At 69.3% G+C, this 14491-nt stretch carries 13 protein-coding genes and 1 tRNA gene; 5 read left to right on the top strand and 9 right to left on the bottom strand.

Annotated features, from left to right (window positions below):
- Positions 1–3: 3 nt before the first annotated feature.
- Both ACIOVG_RS09020 and dcd read right to left on the bottom strand, forming a co-directional pair.
- Complete coding sequence (locus tag ACIOVG_RS09020) at positions 4–597, bottom strand: hypothetical protein (RefSeq protein WP_400871816.1); 594 nt, start codon at positions 595–597, stop codon at positions 4–6.
- Position 598: 1 nt separating this feature from the next.
- A complete protein-coding gene (gene dcd, locus ACIOVG_RS09015; protein ID WP_247628231.1) occupies positions 599–1204 on the bottom strand; it encodes a dCTP deaminase in 606 nt (201 codons plus the stop codon).
- A 95-nt stretch (positions 1205–1299) separates the two neighbouring features.
- Here dcd and ACIOVG_RS09010 point away from each other — a divergent pair.
- Positions 1300–1373 (top strand) — tRNA-Gly (locus tag ACIOVG_RS09010).
- A 36-nt stretch (positions 1374–1409) separates the two neighbouring features.
- Here ACIOVG_RS09010 and ACIOVG_RS09005 read toward each other — a convergent pair.
- On the bottom strand, positions 1410–2582 hold the full coding sequence (locus tag ACIOVG_RS09005; RefSeq protein ID WP_400871812.1) for a zinc-binding alcohol dehydrogenase family protein: 1173 nt from the start codon (positions 2580–2582) through the stop codon (positions 1410–1412).
- A gap of 38 nt (positions 2583–2620) precedes the next feature.
- Here ACIOVG_RS09005 and ACIOVG_RS09000 point away from each other — a divergent pair, with 38 nt between their 5' ends.
- Positions 2621–3184 (top strand): TetR/AcrR family transcriptional regulator, encoded by a 564-nt coding sequence (locus tag ACIOVG_RS09000; protein ID WP_400871809.1) that lies wholly within the window; start codon positions 2621–2623, stop codon positions 3182–3184.
- A gap of 321 nt (positions 3185–3505) precedes the next feature.
- On the opposite strand, the gene ACIOVG_RS08995 is transcribed toward ACIOVG_RS09000, so the two are convergent.
- Complete coding sequence (locus ACIOVG_RS08995; RefSeq protein ID WP_400871806.1) at positions 3506–3742, bottom strand: hypothetical protein; 237 nt, start codon at positions 3740–3742, stop codon at positions 3506–3508.
- Positions 3743–3917: 175 nt separating this feature from the next.
- On the opposite strand from ACIOVG_RS08995, the gene ACIOVG_RS08990 reads away from it, so the two are divergent.
- Positions 3918–5780, top strand: coding sequence for an AMP-dependent synthetase/ligase (locus ACIOVG_RS08990; RefSeq protein ID WP_400871804.1), 1863 nt, complete (start codon positions 3918–3920; stop codon positions 5778–5780).
- A gap of 16 nt (positions 5781–5796) precedes the next feature.
- Positions 5797–6720: a DUF1295 domain-containing protein gene (locus tag ACIOVG_RS08985; protein ID WP_400871801.1), complete on the top strand. Its 924-nt coding sequence runs from the start codon at positions 5797–5799 to the stop codon at positions 6718–6720.
- A gap of 27 nt (positions 6721–6747) precedes the next feature.
- Here ACIOVG_RS08985 and ACIOVG_RS08980 read toward each other — a convergent pair whose 3' ends face one another.
- From ACIOVG_RS08980 to ACIOVG_RS08970, 3 genes are read right to left on the bottom strand one after another with little or no spacing between them, the layout of a single operon-like run.
- Entirely contained in the window at positions 6748–7206 is a 459-nt protein-coding gene (locus ACIOVG_RS08980; RefSeq protein WP_400871798.1) for a hypothetical protein, read from the bottom strand.
- Positions 7207–7256: 50 nt separating this feature from the next.
- A complete protein-coding gene (locus tag ACIOVG_RS08975; RefSeq protein ID WP_400871795.1) occupies positions 7257–8057 on the bottom strand; it encodes a GAP family protein in 801 nt (266 codons plus the stop codon).
- 27 nt (positions 8058–8084) lie between these two features.
- Positions 8085–9257, bottom strand: a complete 1173-nt coding sequence (locus ACIOVG_RS08970; RefSeq protein WP_400871792.1) for a MalY/PatB family protein — start codon at positions 9255–9257, stop codon at positions 8085–8087.
- A 106-nt stretch (positions 9258–9363) separates the two neighbouring features.
- Between ACIOVG_RS08970 and ACIOVG_RS08965 the strand changes: the two genes are divergently transcribed.
- Positions 9364–10047 (top strand): SGNH/GDSL hydrolase family protein, encoded by a 684-nt coding sequence (locus ACIOVG_RS08965; protein ID WP_400871789.1) that lies wholly within the window; start codon positions 9364–9366, stop codon positions 10045–10047.
- A 12-nt stretch (positions 10048–10059) separates the two neighbouring features.
- On the opposite strand, the gene ACIOVG_RS08960 is transcribed toward ACIOVG_RS08965, so the two are convergent.
- Both ACIOVG_RS08960 and ACIOVG_RS08955 read right to left on the bottom strand, forming a co-directional pair.
- Positions 10060–12603: a DUF6923 family protein gene (locus ACIOVG_RS08960; protein WP_400871786.1), complete on the bottom strand. Its 2544-nt coding sequence runs from the start codon at positions 12601–12603 to the stop codon at positions 10060–10062.
- 164 nt (positions 12604–12767) lie between these two features.
- Entirely contained in the window at positions 12768–14489 is a 1722-nt protein-coding gene (locus ACIOVG_RS08955; RefSeq protein WP_400871783.1) for a sigma-70 family RNA polymerase sigma factor, read from the bottom strand.
- Between the last annotated feature and the right edge of the window lie 2 nt (positions 14490–14491).

Genomic DNA, 14491 nt, shown 5'->3' with positions numbered 1-14491 from the left:
CGCTCAGATCGGCAGCGACAGGTAGAACTGCCGCACCGCGTCGTCGGTGAGTGCTCCCACCGCCACGGTCGACGCTTCATCGTCGGTCGTGGACGCCCCGGATGGCGCGCTCACCGGCGCCTCTTGACCGAACGTCGGAAACTCGAGACGTGTGCTCGTGGCGAGGTAGATGACCAGCGCGATCGCGCCCGCGAAGAGCACGAGCAGGAACACGAAGATCGCCGCCGTCAGTCCGCGGTAGCCGCCGGACGACGCCTCGGGCGTCATCGTCGGCTGTGACCATTCCTCGGACACGGCGGCCGGTGCGTCGGCGGGGCTGGCGGGCCGCGTGCTGCGCCGCGACGGGACCATCGCCTCGGGCGGAGGCGGAGGGATCACGGAATCGGCCGACGGGATGTCGAGCGGCGGCGGCGGGATCACCGCGTCCGGCGCATCGGAGGAGGCCGACGGAATGAGTCCGTCCGGGATCGGGATCTCGGGCGGAGGCGGAGGGATCACCGGCTCCGGGATCGCGAGAGGCGAGTCGGCGGGCGACGGCGCGTCCGCCGGCGCCGGCGGGGTCTCCGGGTCGTGCGGGGTGGCGCTGTCGTCGCTCATGTCAGCCTCCGACGGCTCCGACGTCCGTCGTGCCGACATCCGTCCGGTGGAAGTTCTGGAAGGAGCGGGATGCCGTCGGGCCCCGCTGCCCCTGGTAGCGGTTGCCGTAGGGACCGGAGCCGTAGGGGTTCTCGGTCGGCGAGGTCAGGCGGAAGAAGCAGAGCTGCCCGATCTTCATGCCCGGCCACAGCTTGATCGGCAGGGTCGCGACGTTCGCGAGCTCGAGGGTCACGTGCCCCGTGAAGCCCGGGTCGATGAAGCCGGCCGTCGAGTGCGTGATGAGTCCGAGGCGTCCGAGCGAGGACTTGCCCTCCAGTCGTGCGGCGACGTCGTCGGGCAGGGTGACCTGCTCGAACGTCGCACCGAGCGCGAACTCGCCGGGGTGCAGGATGAACGGCTCGTCGGGGTCGACCTCGATCAGCCGCGTGAGCTCGGGCTGGTCGACCGAGGGATCGATGAACGGGTACTTGTGGTTGTCGAACAACCGGAAGTACCGGTCGAGACGCACGTCGATGCTCGAAGGTTGGATCATCTCCGGCGCGTGCGGTTCCAGGCCGATACGGCCCGATGCGAGTTCTGCCCTGATGTCGCGGTCGCTGAGAAGCACGGGTTCAGCCTAGTTGCCCCGGCCGACTCGGCGCTTTTGCCATACGGCGGTCGGCAGGTAGGCTGGCGTTCACCTGTTCCTCCCGGCGCAGGTTCGGGACTGTAGTTCAATGGCAGAACTTCTGCTTCCCAAGCAGATAGCGCGGGTTCGATTCCCGTCAGTCCCTCCAGATGTGACGTCCGGAGCCCTTCCGGACATCCGCGAGCTACTCCGCTGCGTGGTCGAGCGTGATGACGAGTTTCCGCGCCGATACGCCGCGGCGAAGGTCGTCGATGGCCTCCTGGATCGCCGGAAGTCCGTGCCCTGTGATGTGGGCTTCCGGGTAGAGACGGTGGCTGCCCGAGGCGAGGGCGGCAGGGAGATACCCGGCCCAGACGGCCGGGCCCACGGGAGAAGTGGCGATGGCGCTCCCCCAGATGAATGTCGCTCTGATGCCGCGGGCGCGGCTGCGCCCCTGCAGGAGCGCGGTGCGCGTTCCGAGCTTCAGGAAGAGGCGGATGCGGGCGAGGGAGAGGCCGCGACGGCGCGGTTGTTCGTAGAACGAGACGGGAGGGCTCGCCATCGCGATCTGCGTGGCACCGGTGGCGCGCGCGATCCTGAGACAGGGCTCGGCCGATCCCACCGCGACCGCGAGGATCCCCGCCACCACGGAGCCGCCGACCGCTTCGATGATCCGATTCGGAGTCTGCGGGTCGTGGTAGTCGAAGACGGCTTCCGCTCCCAGCTGCCTCATCCGTTGGTGGTTCTTCGCAGATGCTGTCGTGATGACGCGATAGCCGGCGGCGCGGGCGAGTTGGATCGCATTGCCTCCGACCGCCGTCGCACCTCCCCAGATCACGACGACCTCGTCGCGAGGTGCCGCGCTTCCGAGACGGGAGTAGTCCAGTCCCAATTGCTCCTTCTCGAACAAGCCGGCCGACGCTGTGGACACCGCCAGCGGCAGGACGGCGGCATCCTCGAACGCGGTCGTGGCCGGCAGAATGGCGGCCAGGCTCGCGTCGACCGCGACGTAGGACTGGAAGCCGCTCTCCGAGACGGCGTCCCGGCCCTTCTCCAGACCCATCGCGTACGCCACGACCCGGTCGCCGATGGCGAAGTCGTTCACGCCGGCACCGGTGTCGACGACGACGCCCGCGACGTCCTCCCCGAGGATCACCGGGTAACGCAACCACCCGTACATGACGGTGCCGTTGGACTGGATGATCGCATCGAGCGGATTCACCGCCACCGCGCGCACCTCGATCACCAGCTGCCCCGACCCCGGCTTCGGCATCGGAGCCTCTCGGATCGTCAGTTCCGCATAGGGAGAATCGATCCACGCCGCCATGTTGTCGCTCATCATCATCCGCTCTCTGCTCCTGATGGCATCTCGTGTCATCACGCTCAGCTTACGACAGTTCGTGTCATCATGGATCTATGCCTCGTTGGTCACCGGATGCCGCGTTGCGGCTGGAAGCTGCCGCGATGACCCTGTTCGCGGAGCAGGGGTACGCGGGAACCACGGTTCCCCAGATCGCCGAGGCGGCGGGGCTGACCACACGGACGTTCTTTCGCCACTTCTCCGACAAACGCGATGTGCTGTTCCTCCGCGATCGCGAGTTCCCTCAAGCGGTGAGCGACTTCATGGCGTCCATCCCACAAGAACGCGGCGGAACGGCCACCGTGCGCGCAGGCCTCGCAGCCGCATGCCGAGGCATCCAGGGCTGGCGAGAAGAGATCGCACGCCGACGCGGCATCATCCGCAGCGAGCCCGCGCTGCACGAGCGCGATCTTCTGCGCAGTCATCACCTCGCGCTCGCCATCGAACAGTCATTGACCCAACGCGGCATCGACCCTGTGCTCGCACACACCTTGGCAGCCCTCGCCGTGACCTGTTTCGACCTTGCGATGGACAGATGGCTGGAAGGGCCATCCGATCTCCCACTCGAGGATGCCCTGACGGCGGTGTGGACAGACCTGCAGGGATGGCTCAACGAATGACATCCGCCCCTTGATCGCACGCGTTGGACACACCCGCCGGCGATCATGGGAGCTCCGTCGTCGACCCTAGCCTCGGCTTCGAGAGGCAGCGGACGCTTCTTTGAACGTCAGGTCGACGCGGGAGCGTGTGACCGAAGCAGCGTCAGGAGAAGAGCTGGCGAAGCGCGTCGAGGTCGCCGGAGTCGACCACCTTTTGGACGGCGTCGATGGTTTCCTGGTTGGTGAACATGCCCTTGAGCGTGCCGTTCCATATCGCCCGCACCGTACTTCTCGACGTCAGCCAGGCCGTGCAGTGTTGCGCACCCGAGCCTGCCTGTCTTTCTAGAGATTCTCCGGCGGAAGCGAGGTGGAACTCGCCACGAGCCTTCGGTTATTGCGCCGGATGCGGAGGATGCTCAGGACCTGCGAGATCGCGAGCAGGATCATCGCCACGGCGGTCCACCATACGGTCGATCCGAGGACGCCGGCCAGAAGCAGGATCACCAGAACGACGGCGAACGTCCCGACGATTCCGAGCGCCCACCAGTAGGAGGTCGTGCTGCGTATCTGTGGGATCATCTCCCCCACGATTCCAGCTGCCGAGCGCCCGGACAATCCCTTCTCCCGCCGAGACATCCCGACATCACCTCTCGTCGAAATGAATCCCATCCGAATCCACATCGGCTCCGAACAAAACAGATAGGGCGGTATTCGCGCGCCCGCGACCTGGCACCATGACCCGAGAGGAGCCCCGATGATCGAGTCATCGACCCCGCCGCTCGCCGACCTCGACGGCTACCGCAACGTCACCGATCTGCTGGTCGCACGCGTGCACACGGCTCCCGATCATGTCGCCTTCGAGGTCGAGGGAGCGGATGCCGGATCCTCCGGCAGCTGGCATCCGGTCACCACGGCTGTGTTCGCGGACTCGGTGCGGGCCCTCGCGAAGGGGTTCATCGCCCAGGGGATCGAGGCGGGCGATGCGATCGCGATCATGGCGCCGACGCGCTACGAATGGGCCGTCGCCGACCTGGCCGCCTGGTACGCCGGAGCGGTCGTCGTGCCGATCTACGACACCTCCTCGCCCTCGCAGGTGGACGCGATCGTCGCCGACGCCGAGGTGCGTCTCGGCATCGGCGGCACCTGGAGGCACGCGTCCCTCCTGCAGGCAGCCCTCGCGCAGACGCCGGGGGTCACGCTCGGCGCGTGGACGATGGATACCGGAGACTCCCCCGACACCGGCGCCGCGGCATCCGGCTCTCTCCTCGACCTGGTGACACGGGGCGCCGACGTCTCCGACGAGGAGCTCGAGGCACGTCGAGCATCCGCTTCCCAGGACGATCCCGCGACCATCGTCTACACCTCGGGCACCACCGGCGAGCCCAAGGGCGTCGTGCTCACGCACCGGAACTTCCTCGGCCAGGTGCTGAACATCGCCGCCGCGTATCGCGAGATCGTGAACGAAGACGGCAACACCGTCATCTTCCTGCCGCTCGCGCATGTGCTGGCACGCGGGCTGCAGCTGATCTGCCTGGCCAGCGGCATGCGCATCGCGCACCTGTCCGACCCGTCGACGGTCGTCGCCACCCTCGACACCCTGCGCCCGACCTTCCTGGTCGTCGTGCCGCGGGTGCTCGAGAAGATCCAGGCGGCCGCCGCCACCAAGGCCGCCGACAAGGGTCTGACCCGCGTGTGGACCGCCGCGCGGTCGACGGCCATCGCGTGGGGCCGTCGCGCCGAGCGGATCGACGCCGGGCGCCGCCGCGCGCGCCGGGACCTCGGGCTCCGTCTGCGCCACCGTCTCTTCGACGCGGTCTTCTTCGGGCGTCTGCGCAGCGTGATGGGCGGGCGCGTCGGCTACATCCTGTCGGGTGGCGCCGCCCTCGACCCGGAGCTCTCGCTCTTCTTCCGCGGCATCGGCGTGCCCGTCATCGAGGGCTACGGGCTGACCGAGACGACCGCACCGCTCACCGGCAACCTGCCCGGCCGCATCACATCGGGCACCGTCGGGTCACCGCTCCCGGGACTCACCGTGCGCATCAGCGATGACGGCGAGGTGCTCGCCCGCGGCGTCGGCGTGTTCGACGGCTATCGCAACCCCGCCCACGACGACGGCGCCTTCATCGACGGCTTCTTCCGCACCGGCGACCTCGGACGACTCGACGAGCAGGGCAAGCTCATCCTCGACGGCCGGCTGAAAGACGTGATCGTCACCTCGAACGGCAAGACGATCGTGCCGACCCGCTGGGAGAGCGCGGTGGAAGCGGATCCGCTCGTGTCGCATGCCGTCATGGTCGGCGAGGGAAAGCCGTACCTCTCCGCGCTCCTGGTGCTCGACCCGGAGCAGACCAGGGAGTGGGCGACAGCTGCAGGCATCATCATCCCCATGTCGGTGCAGCCCGACATCCGCGCCGTGACCGATCCGACGCTGCGCGCCCACCTGCAGAAGTCGGTCGACGCCGCCAACGCGCTCGTCGCGCGCAGCGAGCAGGTGCGCCGCTTCAGCGTCGTCTTCGCCGACCTCGAGGACCGCGCGCTCGTCACCCCCACCATGAAACTGAAGCGGAGCGTCGTGCTGGATCGCGCAGCCGTCACCGTCGAAGACCTCTACCTCTGAGAACAGAAAGAACACCATGTCCTCCCCGACACCCTCCAGCCCCACGTCCTCGCGCTCCTCCCTCATCGCGATCATCGCCGCCCTCGTGATCGGAGCCCTCGTCGCACTCGCCGGCAGCCAGAACAGCGCGACGCTCGGCGGCATCCCGCTGTTCGCCCTCGCCGTGGCCGCGGCGTTCGCGATCCAGGTCATCGCGTTCATCCCGGCGATGATCCTGCGCACCGAGCGGTTCTTCGACCTCACCGGCAGCCTCACCTTCTTCGCGATCTCGGCGGGCCTCGTGCTGCTGACCCCGATGCCCGACGCGCGCAGCTGGATCCTCGCGGCGATGGTGATGCTGTGGGCCGTGCGTCTCGGTTCCTTCCTGGCGCTGCGCGTGCACAAGGCCGGATCCGACGGACGATTCGACGAGATCAAGGGGTCGCCGCTGCGGTTCCTGCAGGTGTGGGTGATCCAGGGCGCGTGGGTGTCGCTCACCGCTGCGGCAGCCTGGATCGCGATCAGCACGGATGCCGGCGCCCGCACCCCCATCGGATGGCTGAGCATTCTCGGCATCATCGTGTGGGTGGTCGGCATGGTGATCGAGATCGTCGCCGACGCACAGAAGTCGGCGTTCCGCGCAGACCCGCGCAACAAGGACGAGTTCATCCGCAGCGGACTGTGGTCGCGCTCGCGCCACCCCAACTACTTCGGCGAGATCGTGATCTGGGTGGGTGTGTTCCTCACCGCCGCCCCGGTGCTCGTCGGATGGCAGTGGGTCGCTCTGCTCTCGCCGCTGTTCGTCATCCTGCTGCTCACGCGGGTCAGCGGCATCCCGCTGCTGGAGGCCCGCGCCGAGAAGAAGTGGGGCGATCGCGCCGACTACATCGCGTACCGCGAGAGCACGCCGGCGCTGATCCCTCGGCTCACGCGGGCGACGGTGCGGGAGCGCGCCGCGTAGAGAGCCGGCGAAAGCGGCCGCCGCGCGTCACTCCGGCGGGGCCGAGCGGATCGCGCGTCGGGTGAGGAGCGCGACCGGGATGTGCCCGGCGGCGAGGATGACGGCGGCGAGCGCGATCCACGGATTGCCGAGCCAGGCTGCCGCGCTGAGGAAGACGACGACCGGGGTGACCGCCATCGGCACCGGAACGCGCCAGAGCGAGGCGTAGAGCAGAGCCTGCTCGCGACCGACGAGGTACCGCCCCCACAGTCCGTAGTAGGTCGCCAGCGCAACAGCCGCGGGTGCCACCCACCACCACACGATCGCACCGGGCTGCGTGATCGCCGGCACCACGAGGCACAGCGCCTGCCCCGCCCGCTCGACCCATCCGAGGGGCTGCGGCACCTGCGCGACGATGTTCCGCCCGCGCGGGGGGAACCACAGCAGCAGCAGGTTGGGAGCGAGCACGACGATGCTCACGATCAGTCCGAACAGCGAGAAGCCCACGCTCGAAGGCTACCGATGCTCCCCGGCCGACGGCGACCCGCCGCGGCGCGTCAGAGGGAGCCGATGCCCTTGCCGACCATGATCACGGCGATCACGACGAGCAGCACGGTCGTGATCACCACGTTCTCGCGGGCGAGCCAGCGGTGGAACCGCTCCATCGGTGCGCGGAGCTGGTCGGCGGCGAACAGGAACGCCACGACGGGGATCACGACCGTCGAGACTGCGCACGCGATGAAGACGGCGGCTGCGATGGCCTGCGACGACGGAGACAGTCCCGCCCCTCCGATCAGCATGCCCGCACTGGCGGCGACCAGGAGGTTCTTCGGGCGAGGGGCCGAGAGCAGCAACCCGAGTCCGAGAGCGCGCCCGAACGTGAACGAGTCGATCGCGGCCATCCACTTCGGAAGCGTCGGGCCCTCCCCCGGGGCCGGTCGCCCCCGCCACTGCTTCACGGCGAGCAGGAGCAGCAGTACCGCGAGGACGAACTGCACGATCGCGCGCACGACGTCGGGCCCACCGGACTCGCCAGCGGGCGGAAGAGCCCCGGCGAGCAACACGAACACGACCACCGGGACGCTGATCCCGACGACCCATCCGATCAGGAACCCCGGGCCGGTACGGCGCGCGTTCGGGGACAGCAGCATGAGGATGATCGCGACGATCGTCAGCGGACTGATGGCGATGGCGAGCGTGAGGGGAAGCGTCTCCCCGATGACCGTACCCAGAATGGTCTCGTTCCTCTCTGACGCAGCACGGCAGCTGGCCGCGAGCTCTCGGCGACGAAGGGCCGAGGTTCGGCATCCTTCCCCGTCATGCTCACCGATCCCGCGCCCGGGGAACGCGGCTCTCATCCTCCGCGGATGATCTGCGGAGCCGCCTCACACCCGACGGCGAGCGAGCGCGTCCGCCATCCGATCGACGGCCTGCTCGATGACCGGCCGCGGGGTCGCGAACACGAATCGTAGGAATCCGACGCCCGCGAGGCCGGTCGCCGACCCGTCGGTCATCGCGACGCCCGCGTGCTCACGGAAGAAGTCGGCGGGCTGTTCGCCGAGGGCGAGGGCGCGCGCGTCGAGCCAGCCGATGTACGTGCCCTCGGGTGCGCGATAGGCGAGCTCGGGAATCCGGGCGGCGAGGGCGTCGCCGAGGAACCGACGATTGCCGTCGAGGTACTGCACCACCTCGGCGAGCCACTCCCGGTCGTCACGATAGGCGGCGGTGTTCGCGATCACGCCCAGGTTGCTCGCCCCGTGGGACGCCATCATGCCGATGCGCTCCCAGACCTCGCGGTCCGCGTCGTTCGTGATGATGATCTGCGCGGTCTTCAGACCGGGGAGGTTCCACGCCTTGGAGGCCGACATCGCCGTGACGGTGTGGGAGGCGGCGGCATCCGAGATCGAGGCGTACGGGATGTGGGCGGCCGGCGCATAGACCAGCGGGGCGTGGATCTCGTCCGAGAACACACGTCCGCCGTGCCGCTCCACGACCTCGCTGACGGCGAGCAGCTCATCACGATCGAACACCCGGCCGACCGGGTTGTACGGATTGCAGAGCACGAGCAGGTTCGCACCAGCCCGGAAGGCCGCATCGATGCCGTCGAGGTCGAGCGAGTAGCGGCCGTCGGCCACGGTCATCGGCACCTGGATGACATCGCGTCCGGCCGCCGGCGGCACCGAGAGGAAGGGCATGTACGCGGGCGTCGGAACGATGACGGGGCTCCCGGCACGGGAGAAATGGGTCATCGCCAGCTCGAGCGCGTGGATGACGTCGGCGATCGGATGCACATCGGATGCCGGCACTCCCCAGCCGTACACATCATGAAGCCACCCGGATGCCGCCTCGGACATCTCGGCGGAGACGGCGGCGGGGAGATAGCCGAAGGCGCCGCGGTCCACGGCCTCGTGCAGGGCGCGGGAGATGCCCGGCGCCACTCCGAAGTCCATCTCGGCAACGAACGCGCCCAGCGTGTCGGGGAAGGCCGACCACTTCAGGCCGCCGAGCCTGCGGAGATGGTCGACCTCGATCGCGTCGAAGGTGGCGGCGAGAGACATCCGGGCTCCTGTCATCGGGGACTGCGGGGGCATCCCTCCATCATCACCCGGGATCACCTGCCCGGGGCGGTCCCATCCATCACGGCGTCGGCATCGAACAAGCACCATGCGCCGTCTCCGCTCCCTCGCGTCCGTGGTCGCCCTCGCCCTGGGGCTCACGGCCTGCAGCGCCGCGCCCGCTCCCGACACCGCGGCGACGCCGGGAGCCGGTCCGCTGGTCGCCTTCTACGGCGACTCCTACACGCTCGGCACCGGGGCCAGCGACCCGTCGCTGCGCTGGTCCACCCTCATCAGCGACGAGCGGGGCTGGAACGAGTTCAACCCGAGCGTGAACGGACTCGGGTTCGTGAATCACCGCTCCGACTTCGGCGAGAACGACCTCCCCGCGCTCGTCATCGCCCAGCGCCCCGACATCGTCTTCGTGACGATGGGGCTGAACGACAACTTCAGCTTCCCCGGACGCGCCGACCTCATCCACGAGACCATCACGGCGGATCTCACCCGCCTCCGCGACGCCCTACCCGCCGCGCGGATCATCGTGGTCGAGCCGTTCTGGTACACCGACGAGCGCCCCGACTCCGTCGCGACGATCATCGACTGGGTCGAGGATGCCGCCTCCGCGATCGATGCGGACTGGATCCCCGGCGCGAGCCGCTGGCTCGACGGGCACCACGCCGGAGCCGACGAGAGCTGGATGGCGGCCGACGGCATCCACCCCTCCGACATCGGGTACCGGCACCTGGCCGAGCAGATGGATGCCGCGCTCGCGCGCCTCGATCCGGCGCTGTGACCGCCGCCCGCTCTAGCCCTTCCGCACGGTGCGGCGGCCGGTGAACCACAGCCCCGCTCCGAGAAGCACCGCGCCGAGCACCCCGCCTCCGACCCACGCGGCGCCCCCTGTCGCGGCGAGGCCCGAGGGGAACACCGTGGTCACGGCAGCGCAGTCGTCGTCGAGCGAGCCCGCCGCGCAGTTCGCCCCCGCTCCCTTCGGAGTCGTCACGACGTTGCGGAGCTCTCCGGCTCGCTCCACGGTCACCGAGTACGTCACGGTCGCCGTCTCTCCCACGTCCAACGCTCCCTCCCAGGACAGCATCGGCTCGTCGTAGTCGGCACCACCGCTGGCGAAGCCGTCGTACCTGCCGAGGCGGAGCGCGTCGGTCAGGTCGTCGGTGAACGACGCGGGCGTGTCCGCCGTGAAGGGAACATCTCCGGTGTTCGTCACGGTGATCGTGAAACGCACGGAGTCGCCGACTGCGGCGCGCTCGGCCGACGCGTGTTTACGCACCTCGTAGGTCGCGACCGACGTCTCCGTGAGGCAGGCACCGGGCTCTGCGCAGGTGCCACCGGGCCCATCGGTGACCACGGTGTTGCGCAGGATCCGATCGCCGCTCTCCGGCCGGTCGACGGTCACGGAGTACGTCACCGTGACGGATTCACCGATGCCGAGCGCTCCGCTCCACGACAGCTCGTCGCCGATCACGACAGCACCGGCGGAGGCATCGCCGTTGTAGGTCGCGTCGTCCAACACCCCGGAGAGGTCGTCGATGAACGACGCCGGGGCGTCCGCGGTGTACGGGAGCTGCCCGATATTGGTCACCGTGACCTCGTAGCCGACCTCTCCTCCGCCCACCACATCATGCACGTCCGCGGTCTTCTCGACCGAGTACGCCGCAACCGCGGTATCGGTGCCGCATCCGTCATCGACGCACACCCCGCCGGGCGCCACGGGAGTGACCACGTTGCGCAGCGAGAAGTCGCCGCCGACGGAGTCGTCCACCGTCACGGAGTAGGTGACCTGGAGCGTCTCGCCCACATCGAGCGGCCCTGCCCACGTGAGCAGGTCGCCATCGATCGCTCCACCGGCCGAGACATCATCGTTGTACACCGCGTCGTCGAGCACGTTCGAGAGGTCGTCTGCGAAAGACGCAGGATCATCGTCGGTGTAGGCGACCTCCCCGGTGTTCTCGACCGTGATGTTGTAGGTGACGACGTCGCCCGGGAGCGCCACCTCGGGCTCGACGGACTTCTCGATGGCGAACGACGCGACCGGCAGCGCAGCCACGCACGTGACGGCCGTCGCCGTGTCGTTGCCCGCCACCGGATCCTGTTCGTTGCCGAGGACCGTCGCGGTGTTCGACAGGCAGGAACCGGCGGGCGCGGCGGAGTCGGCCTCGATCTGGAAGGTGGTCGACTCCCCCGGAAGGAGACGACCGCCGCTGACGGTCACGGTGTTCCCGCTCACGTCGACCGTGAGGTCCCCGACCACCGCGGGGTTGCTGAGCTCGGCAGGGAGCGTGTCGGAGACCGTCCAGCCGCTCGACTCCCCCGCACCGTTGTTGGTGATCGTGATCTCGTAGCTGATGCGCTCGCCCGACTCATGCGTCGCAGGGACGGCCTTGGCGATCGCGAGATCGGTGGGCAGTCCCGGAATGGCCGTGCCGTCGTTGAAGTCGGATCCGGGGCCGGGCACGGTCGAGATGATCTGGAAGCCGGGCGTCGCCGTGGCGCCGTCGGTGATCTCGAGCTGGATGACATCACCCGTCGCGTTCGCCGAGAAGCCCAGGTTGCCGTTTCCGAAGTTCCACACCCCGCCGTACCCGCCGGTCGTGGTCGGCATCACGCCGGGGAAGACGGTGATGCTGCCCGTCACCACGTCGATGCGGCGCAGGTCGCCGGCGTTGTTCGCGCCCCATGCGAACCCGTCCGCGAATGCGAAGTCCTGCACGCCCGGCTGCACACCGAGGTCGATGGTGCTCATCACGGCCCCTGTGGCCACATCCAGCGCGTGCACCGTGGTGTTGGGACCGGAATCGGAGATGTAGAACAAGCCGTCTGCGGGGTTGAACGCCCCGGAGAAGAAGCGGATCGAGCCGGTCGCCGGATGCGTGTACACCGTGGTGCCGACGCGCGTGACGGTGCCTCCCTCCCCGACGCGGACCAGCGATCCGAGCGGGATGCCCGGGGTCGCATTCCCCGTGACCATCGCGTAGATGAAGTTGTCCGCCTCGTTGAAGCCGATCGCGTTGTAGCCGACCGGAGCCGGGCCGCCTTCATCGCCGAACACGAAGGAGCCGTCCTCGAGCGACTGCGCACGCTGGAGCTGCGACGGGCTGTTCTGCGCGATGAAGACCACAGGGGCGGTCGGATCGAATGCGTCGCCCGGAGCGGCCGAGGCGGGAACCGACCCTGTCACCGGGCCCACGGCCGCGAGGAGTCCGGCGGCGACGGCCAGCACTGCACCGAAGGTCGCGGCCGGTCGCGGCCGCCTGCCGCGCTGTCCGCGCTGTCCGCGCTGACTGTGAGGACGGAAGAAGCCCCAGGGAAACAGTTCGGTGATCCGCGTCATGAAAGCGCTACGCCGGGGTCCGGATGTGTACAGGTTCCCCACCACCTGACCGACCCAGGTCGGATGCTCCCGGTCTCCCCAGGCCGGGAGGGGGGAAGGGCCGCGAACGCCGCCCTCCCCCGATTCCCCACCTCCGGCCCGCGCATCGCAGCGCGGGCCGGAGTTCACTCCGCGGTGAAGTCCCATGTCATCCACGGCCCGTAGTCTCCCGTCGCCGGGTTCGCGTAGCGGAGGCGCATCGAGTGCGATCCTGGTGCCACTGAGAGGTATTCATTCCATGCTCCGCTGCGTGGTACTCGGATGGTGTGGATGGGAGTCGCGCCGACGATCTGCCGCTGGAGGACCGTGCCCGCCTCCGCGGTGAACGCGAAGCGGAACCGGCTGGCGGCCACCGTCGTGCCGGGCACCGGCGTCGCCGCCGACGGCGGCGATGACACGGTGTAGGTCAGCGGTGCGCTCCCGGGCGAGGTCGTGCCCGAGACGATCTGCCGTGCGGTGACGGATCGCGTGCCGGCGTCAGCGGAGGTCAGATGCGCGGTCCACGTGCCGTCCGCTCGGGCGACCGCGTGCGCGATCGTCGCACCCCCGCTGTCGAGGATCTCGACCAGGGCGCGTGGTGCCGCGTCATCACCCGAGACCTTCGGATACATCCGCGAGTCGAACTGGGCGATCGTGGCTCCGGGCGCCGCCGGGGTCGACGGGGTCTCGCCCTGTTCCGGGGGATCCTGAGCGGGCCGTCCCGCTCCGCCGCCCCCGGGATCATCGGAGACGGGCTCAGCGCCCGGCAGGAGCGGACGAGAGGAGAGCTGCGGCGACGGGATCGGCGACGGGGTCTCACCCGGAGGCGGGGAAGCCGGCGGGGTGGAGCCCGGCGGCCCGGACGACGGCGCCGGTTGCGCGGTCGACGGCTGCCCTCCGGCATCCGACGGCGACGGCGAGGTGAGCGCGGCATAGGCGCCGAACGCTGCGAGGGCGAGCAGGAGCAGAAGCAGCAGCGCGAGGAGGACGAGCCTACGCCGCCGCGACGTCGCGCTCGCACCCGCAGGCGTCTCCGAGACCATGGCCTCGACCCCGGAGGCCATGGCCACCGAGAGCGGAGGCGGCCCCAGCGTGGAGATGTAACCCGCCGCGCCCGAGACTCCCGCCACTGCGGGGAGCACCGACATGGTCAGGTTCGAGAGGTTCTTCGCCTCCTCCAGCGCCTGAGGACAGGTGGGGCACGAAGACAGGTGCGACTCCAGCGTGGCGCGCGCTCGCGCGGACAGCCCGTCGCGCGTGTGCGCTCCCATGTCCTTCAGCGCGTCTCGGCACTCCGGCGTCTTCGCCCCGGAGAGCTGTGCAGTGATCCATCCGTCGCGCAGGCCCCGCTTCGCACGCACGATCAATGCCGACACGGCGTTGGGGGCCACCCCCAGGAGCACGCTGATGTCCCGCGGCTTCATGCCGTCGACCTCGCTGTACCAGAGCACCTCCTGCCAGCGGGCCGGCAGGCCACGGAAGGCCTCCAGGGCTGCCCCGCCCTCGAAGTTCTCCACCGCGGAGAGCTCCCCCTCAGGAGCGGCCGGGTCGATGACGTACTCGAAATCGCCCACCGCGATGGAGGACTCGCGCACGTACCACCGTCGTCCGACGTTGCGCACCGCCATGATGAGGTACGGGCGGAATCCGGTCGTGGGGCCGCCGCCGGCCTTGATCGAGCGCAGAACGCGAGCGAACGCCTCCGAGACGATGTCGTCGGCGTCGAGGTAGTCGAAGGTCCGAGCCACGGAGTACGCGGGCCCGGCGTGACGCCGCCACAGCTCTGCGTAGGCCCCTGAGTCCTGATCGCGGACGCGCTCCACGAGCTCCTGATCAGAGAGGGAGTCGGGAGTCTCCCCTGCGCTCATCG

The sequence above is a fragment of the Microbacterium sp. NPDC087591 genome, from assembly GCF_044743625.1.
In the GTDB taxonomy this organism is placed as follows: Bacteria; Actinomycetota; Actinomycetes; order Actinomycetales; family Microbacteriaceae; genus Microbacterium.
The sequence above is the reverse complement of the archived record's forward strand: the minus strand, read 5'-3'. Positions and strand labels throughout refer to the sequence as shown.

Bases quoted from the DNA above. Each gene is read 5' to 3' on its own strand.
- ACIOVG_RS08970 (WP_400871792.1), bottom strand. From the start codon at position 9,257: ATGTCTCTCGCCGCCACCTTCGACGCGATCGAGGTCGACCATCTCCGC.
- ACIOVG_RS09005 (WP_400871812.1), bottom strand. From the start codon at position 2,582: ATGACACGAGATGCCATCAGGAGCAGAGAGCGGATGATGATGAGCGAC.
- ACIOVG_RS08975 (WP_400871795.1), bottom strand. From the start codon at position 8,057: ATGAGAGCCGCGTTCCCCGGGCGCGGGATCGGTGAGCATGACGGGGAA.
- ACIOVG_RS08985 (WP_400871801.1), top strand. From the start codon at position 5,797: ATGTCCTCCCCGACACCCTCCAGCCCCACGTCCTCGCGCTCCTCCCTC.
- ACIOVG_RS08990 (WP_400871804.1), top strand. From the start codon at position 3,918: ATGATCGAGTCATCGACCCCGCCGCTCGCCGACCTCGACGGCTACCGC.
- ACIOVG_RS09020 (WP_400871816.1), bottom strand. From the start codon at position 597: ATGAGCGACGACAGCGCCACCCCGCACGACCCGGAGACCCCGCCGGCG.
- ACIOVG_RS08965 (WP_400871789.1), top strand. From the start codon at position 9,364: ATGCGCCGTCTCCGCTCCCTCGCGTCCGTGGTCGCCCTCGCCCTGGGG.
- ACIOVG_RS09000 (WP_400871809.1), top strand. From the start codon at position 2,621: ATGCCTCGTTGGTCACCGGATGCCGCGTTGCGGCTGGAAGCTGCCGCG.
- ACIOVG_RS08995 (WP_400871806.1), bottom strand. From the start codon at position 3,742: ATGATCCCACAGATACGCAGCACGACCTCCTACTGGTGGGCGCTCGGA.
- ACIOVG_RS08955 (WP_400871783.1), bottom strand. From the start codon at position 14,489: ATGAGCGCAGGGGAGACTCCCGACTCCCTCTCTGATCAGGAGCTCGTG.
- ACIOVG_RS08960 (WP_400871786.1), bottom strand. From the start codon at position 12,603: ATGACGCGGATCACCGAACTGTTTCCCTGGGGCTTCTTCCGTCCTCAC.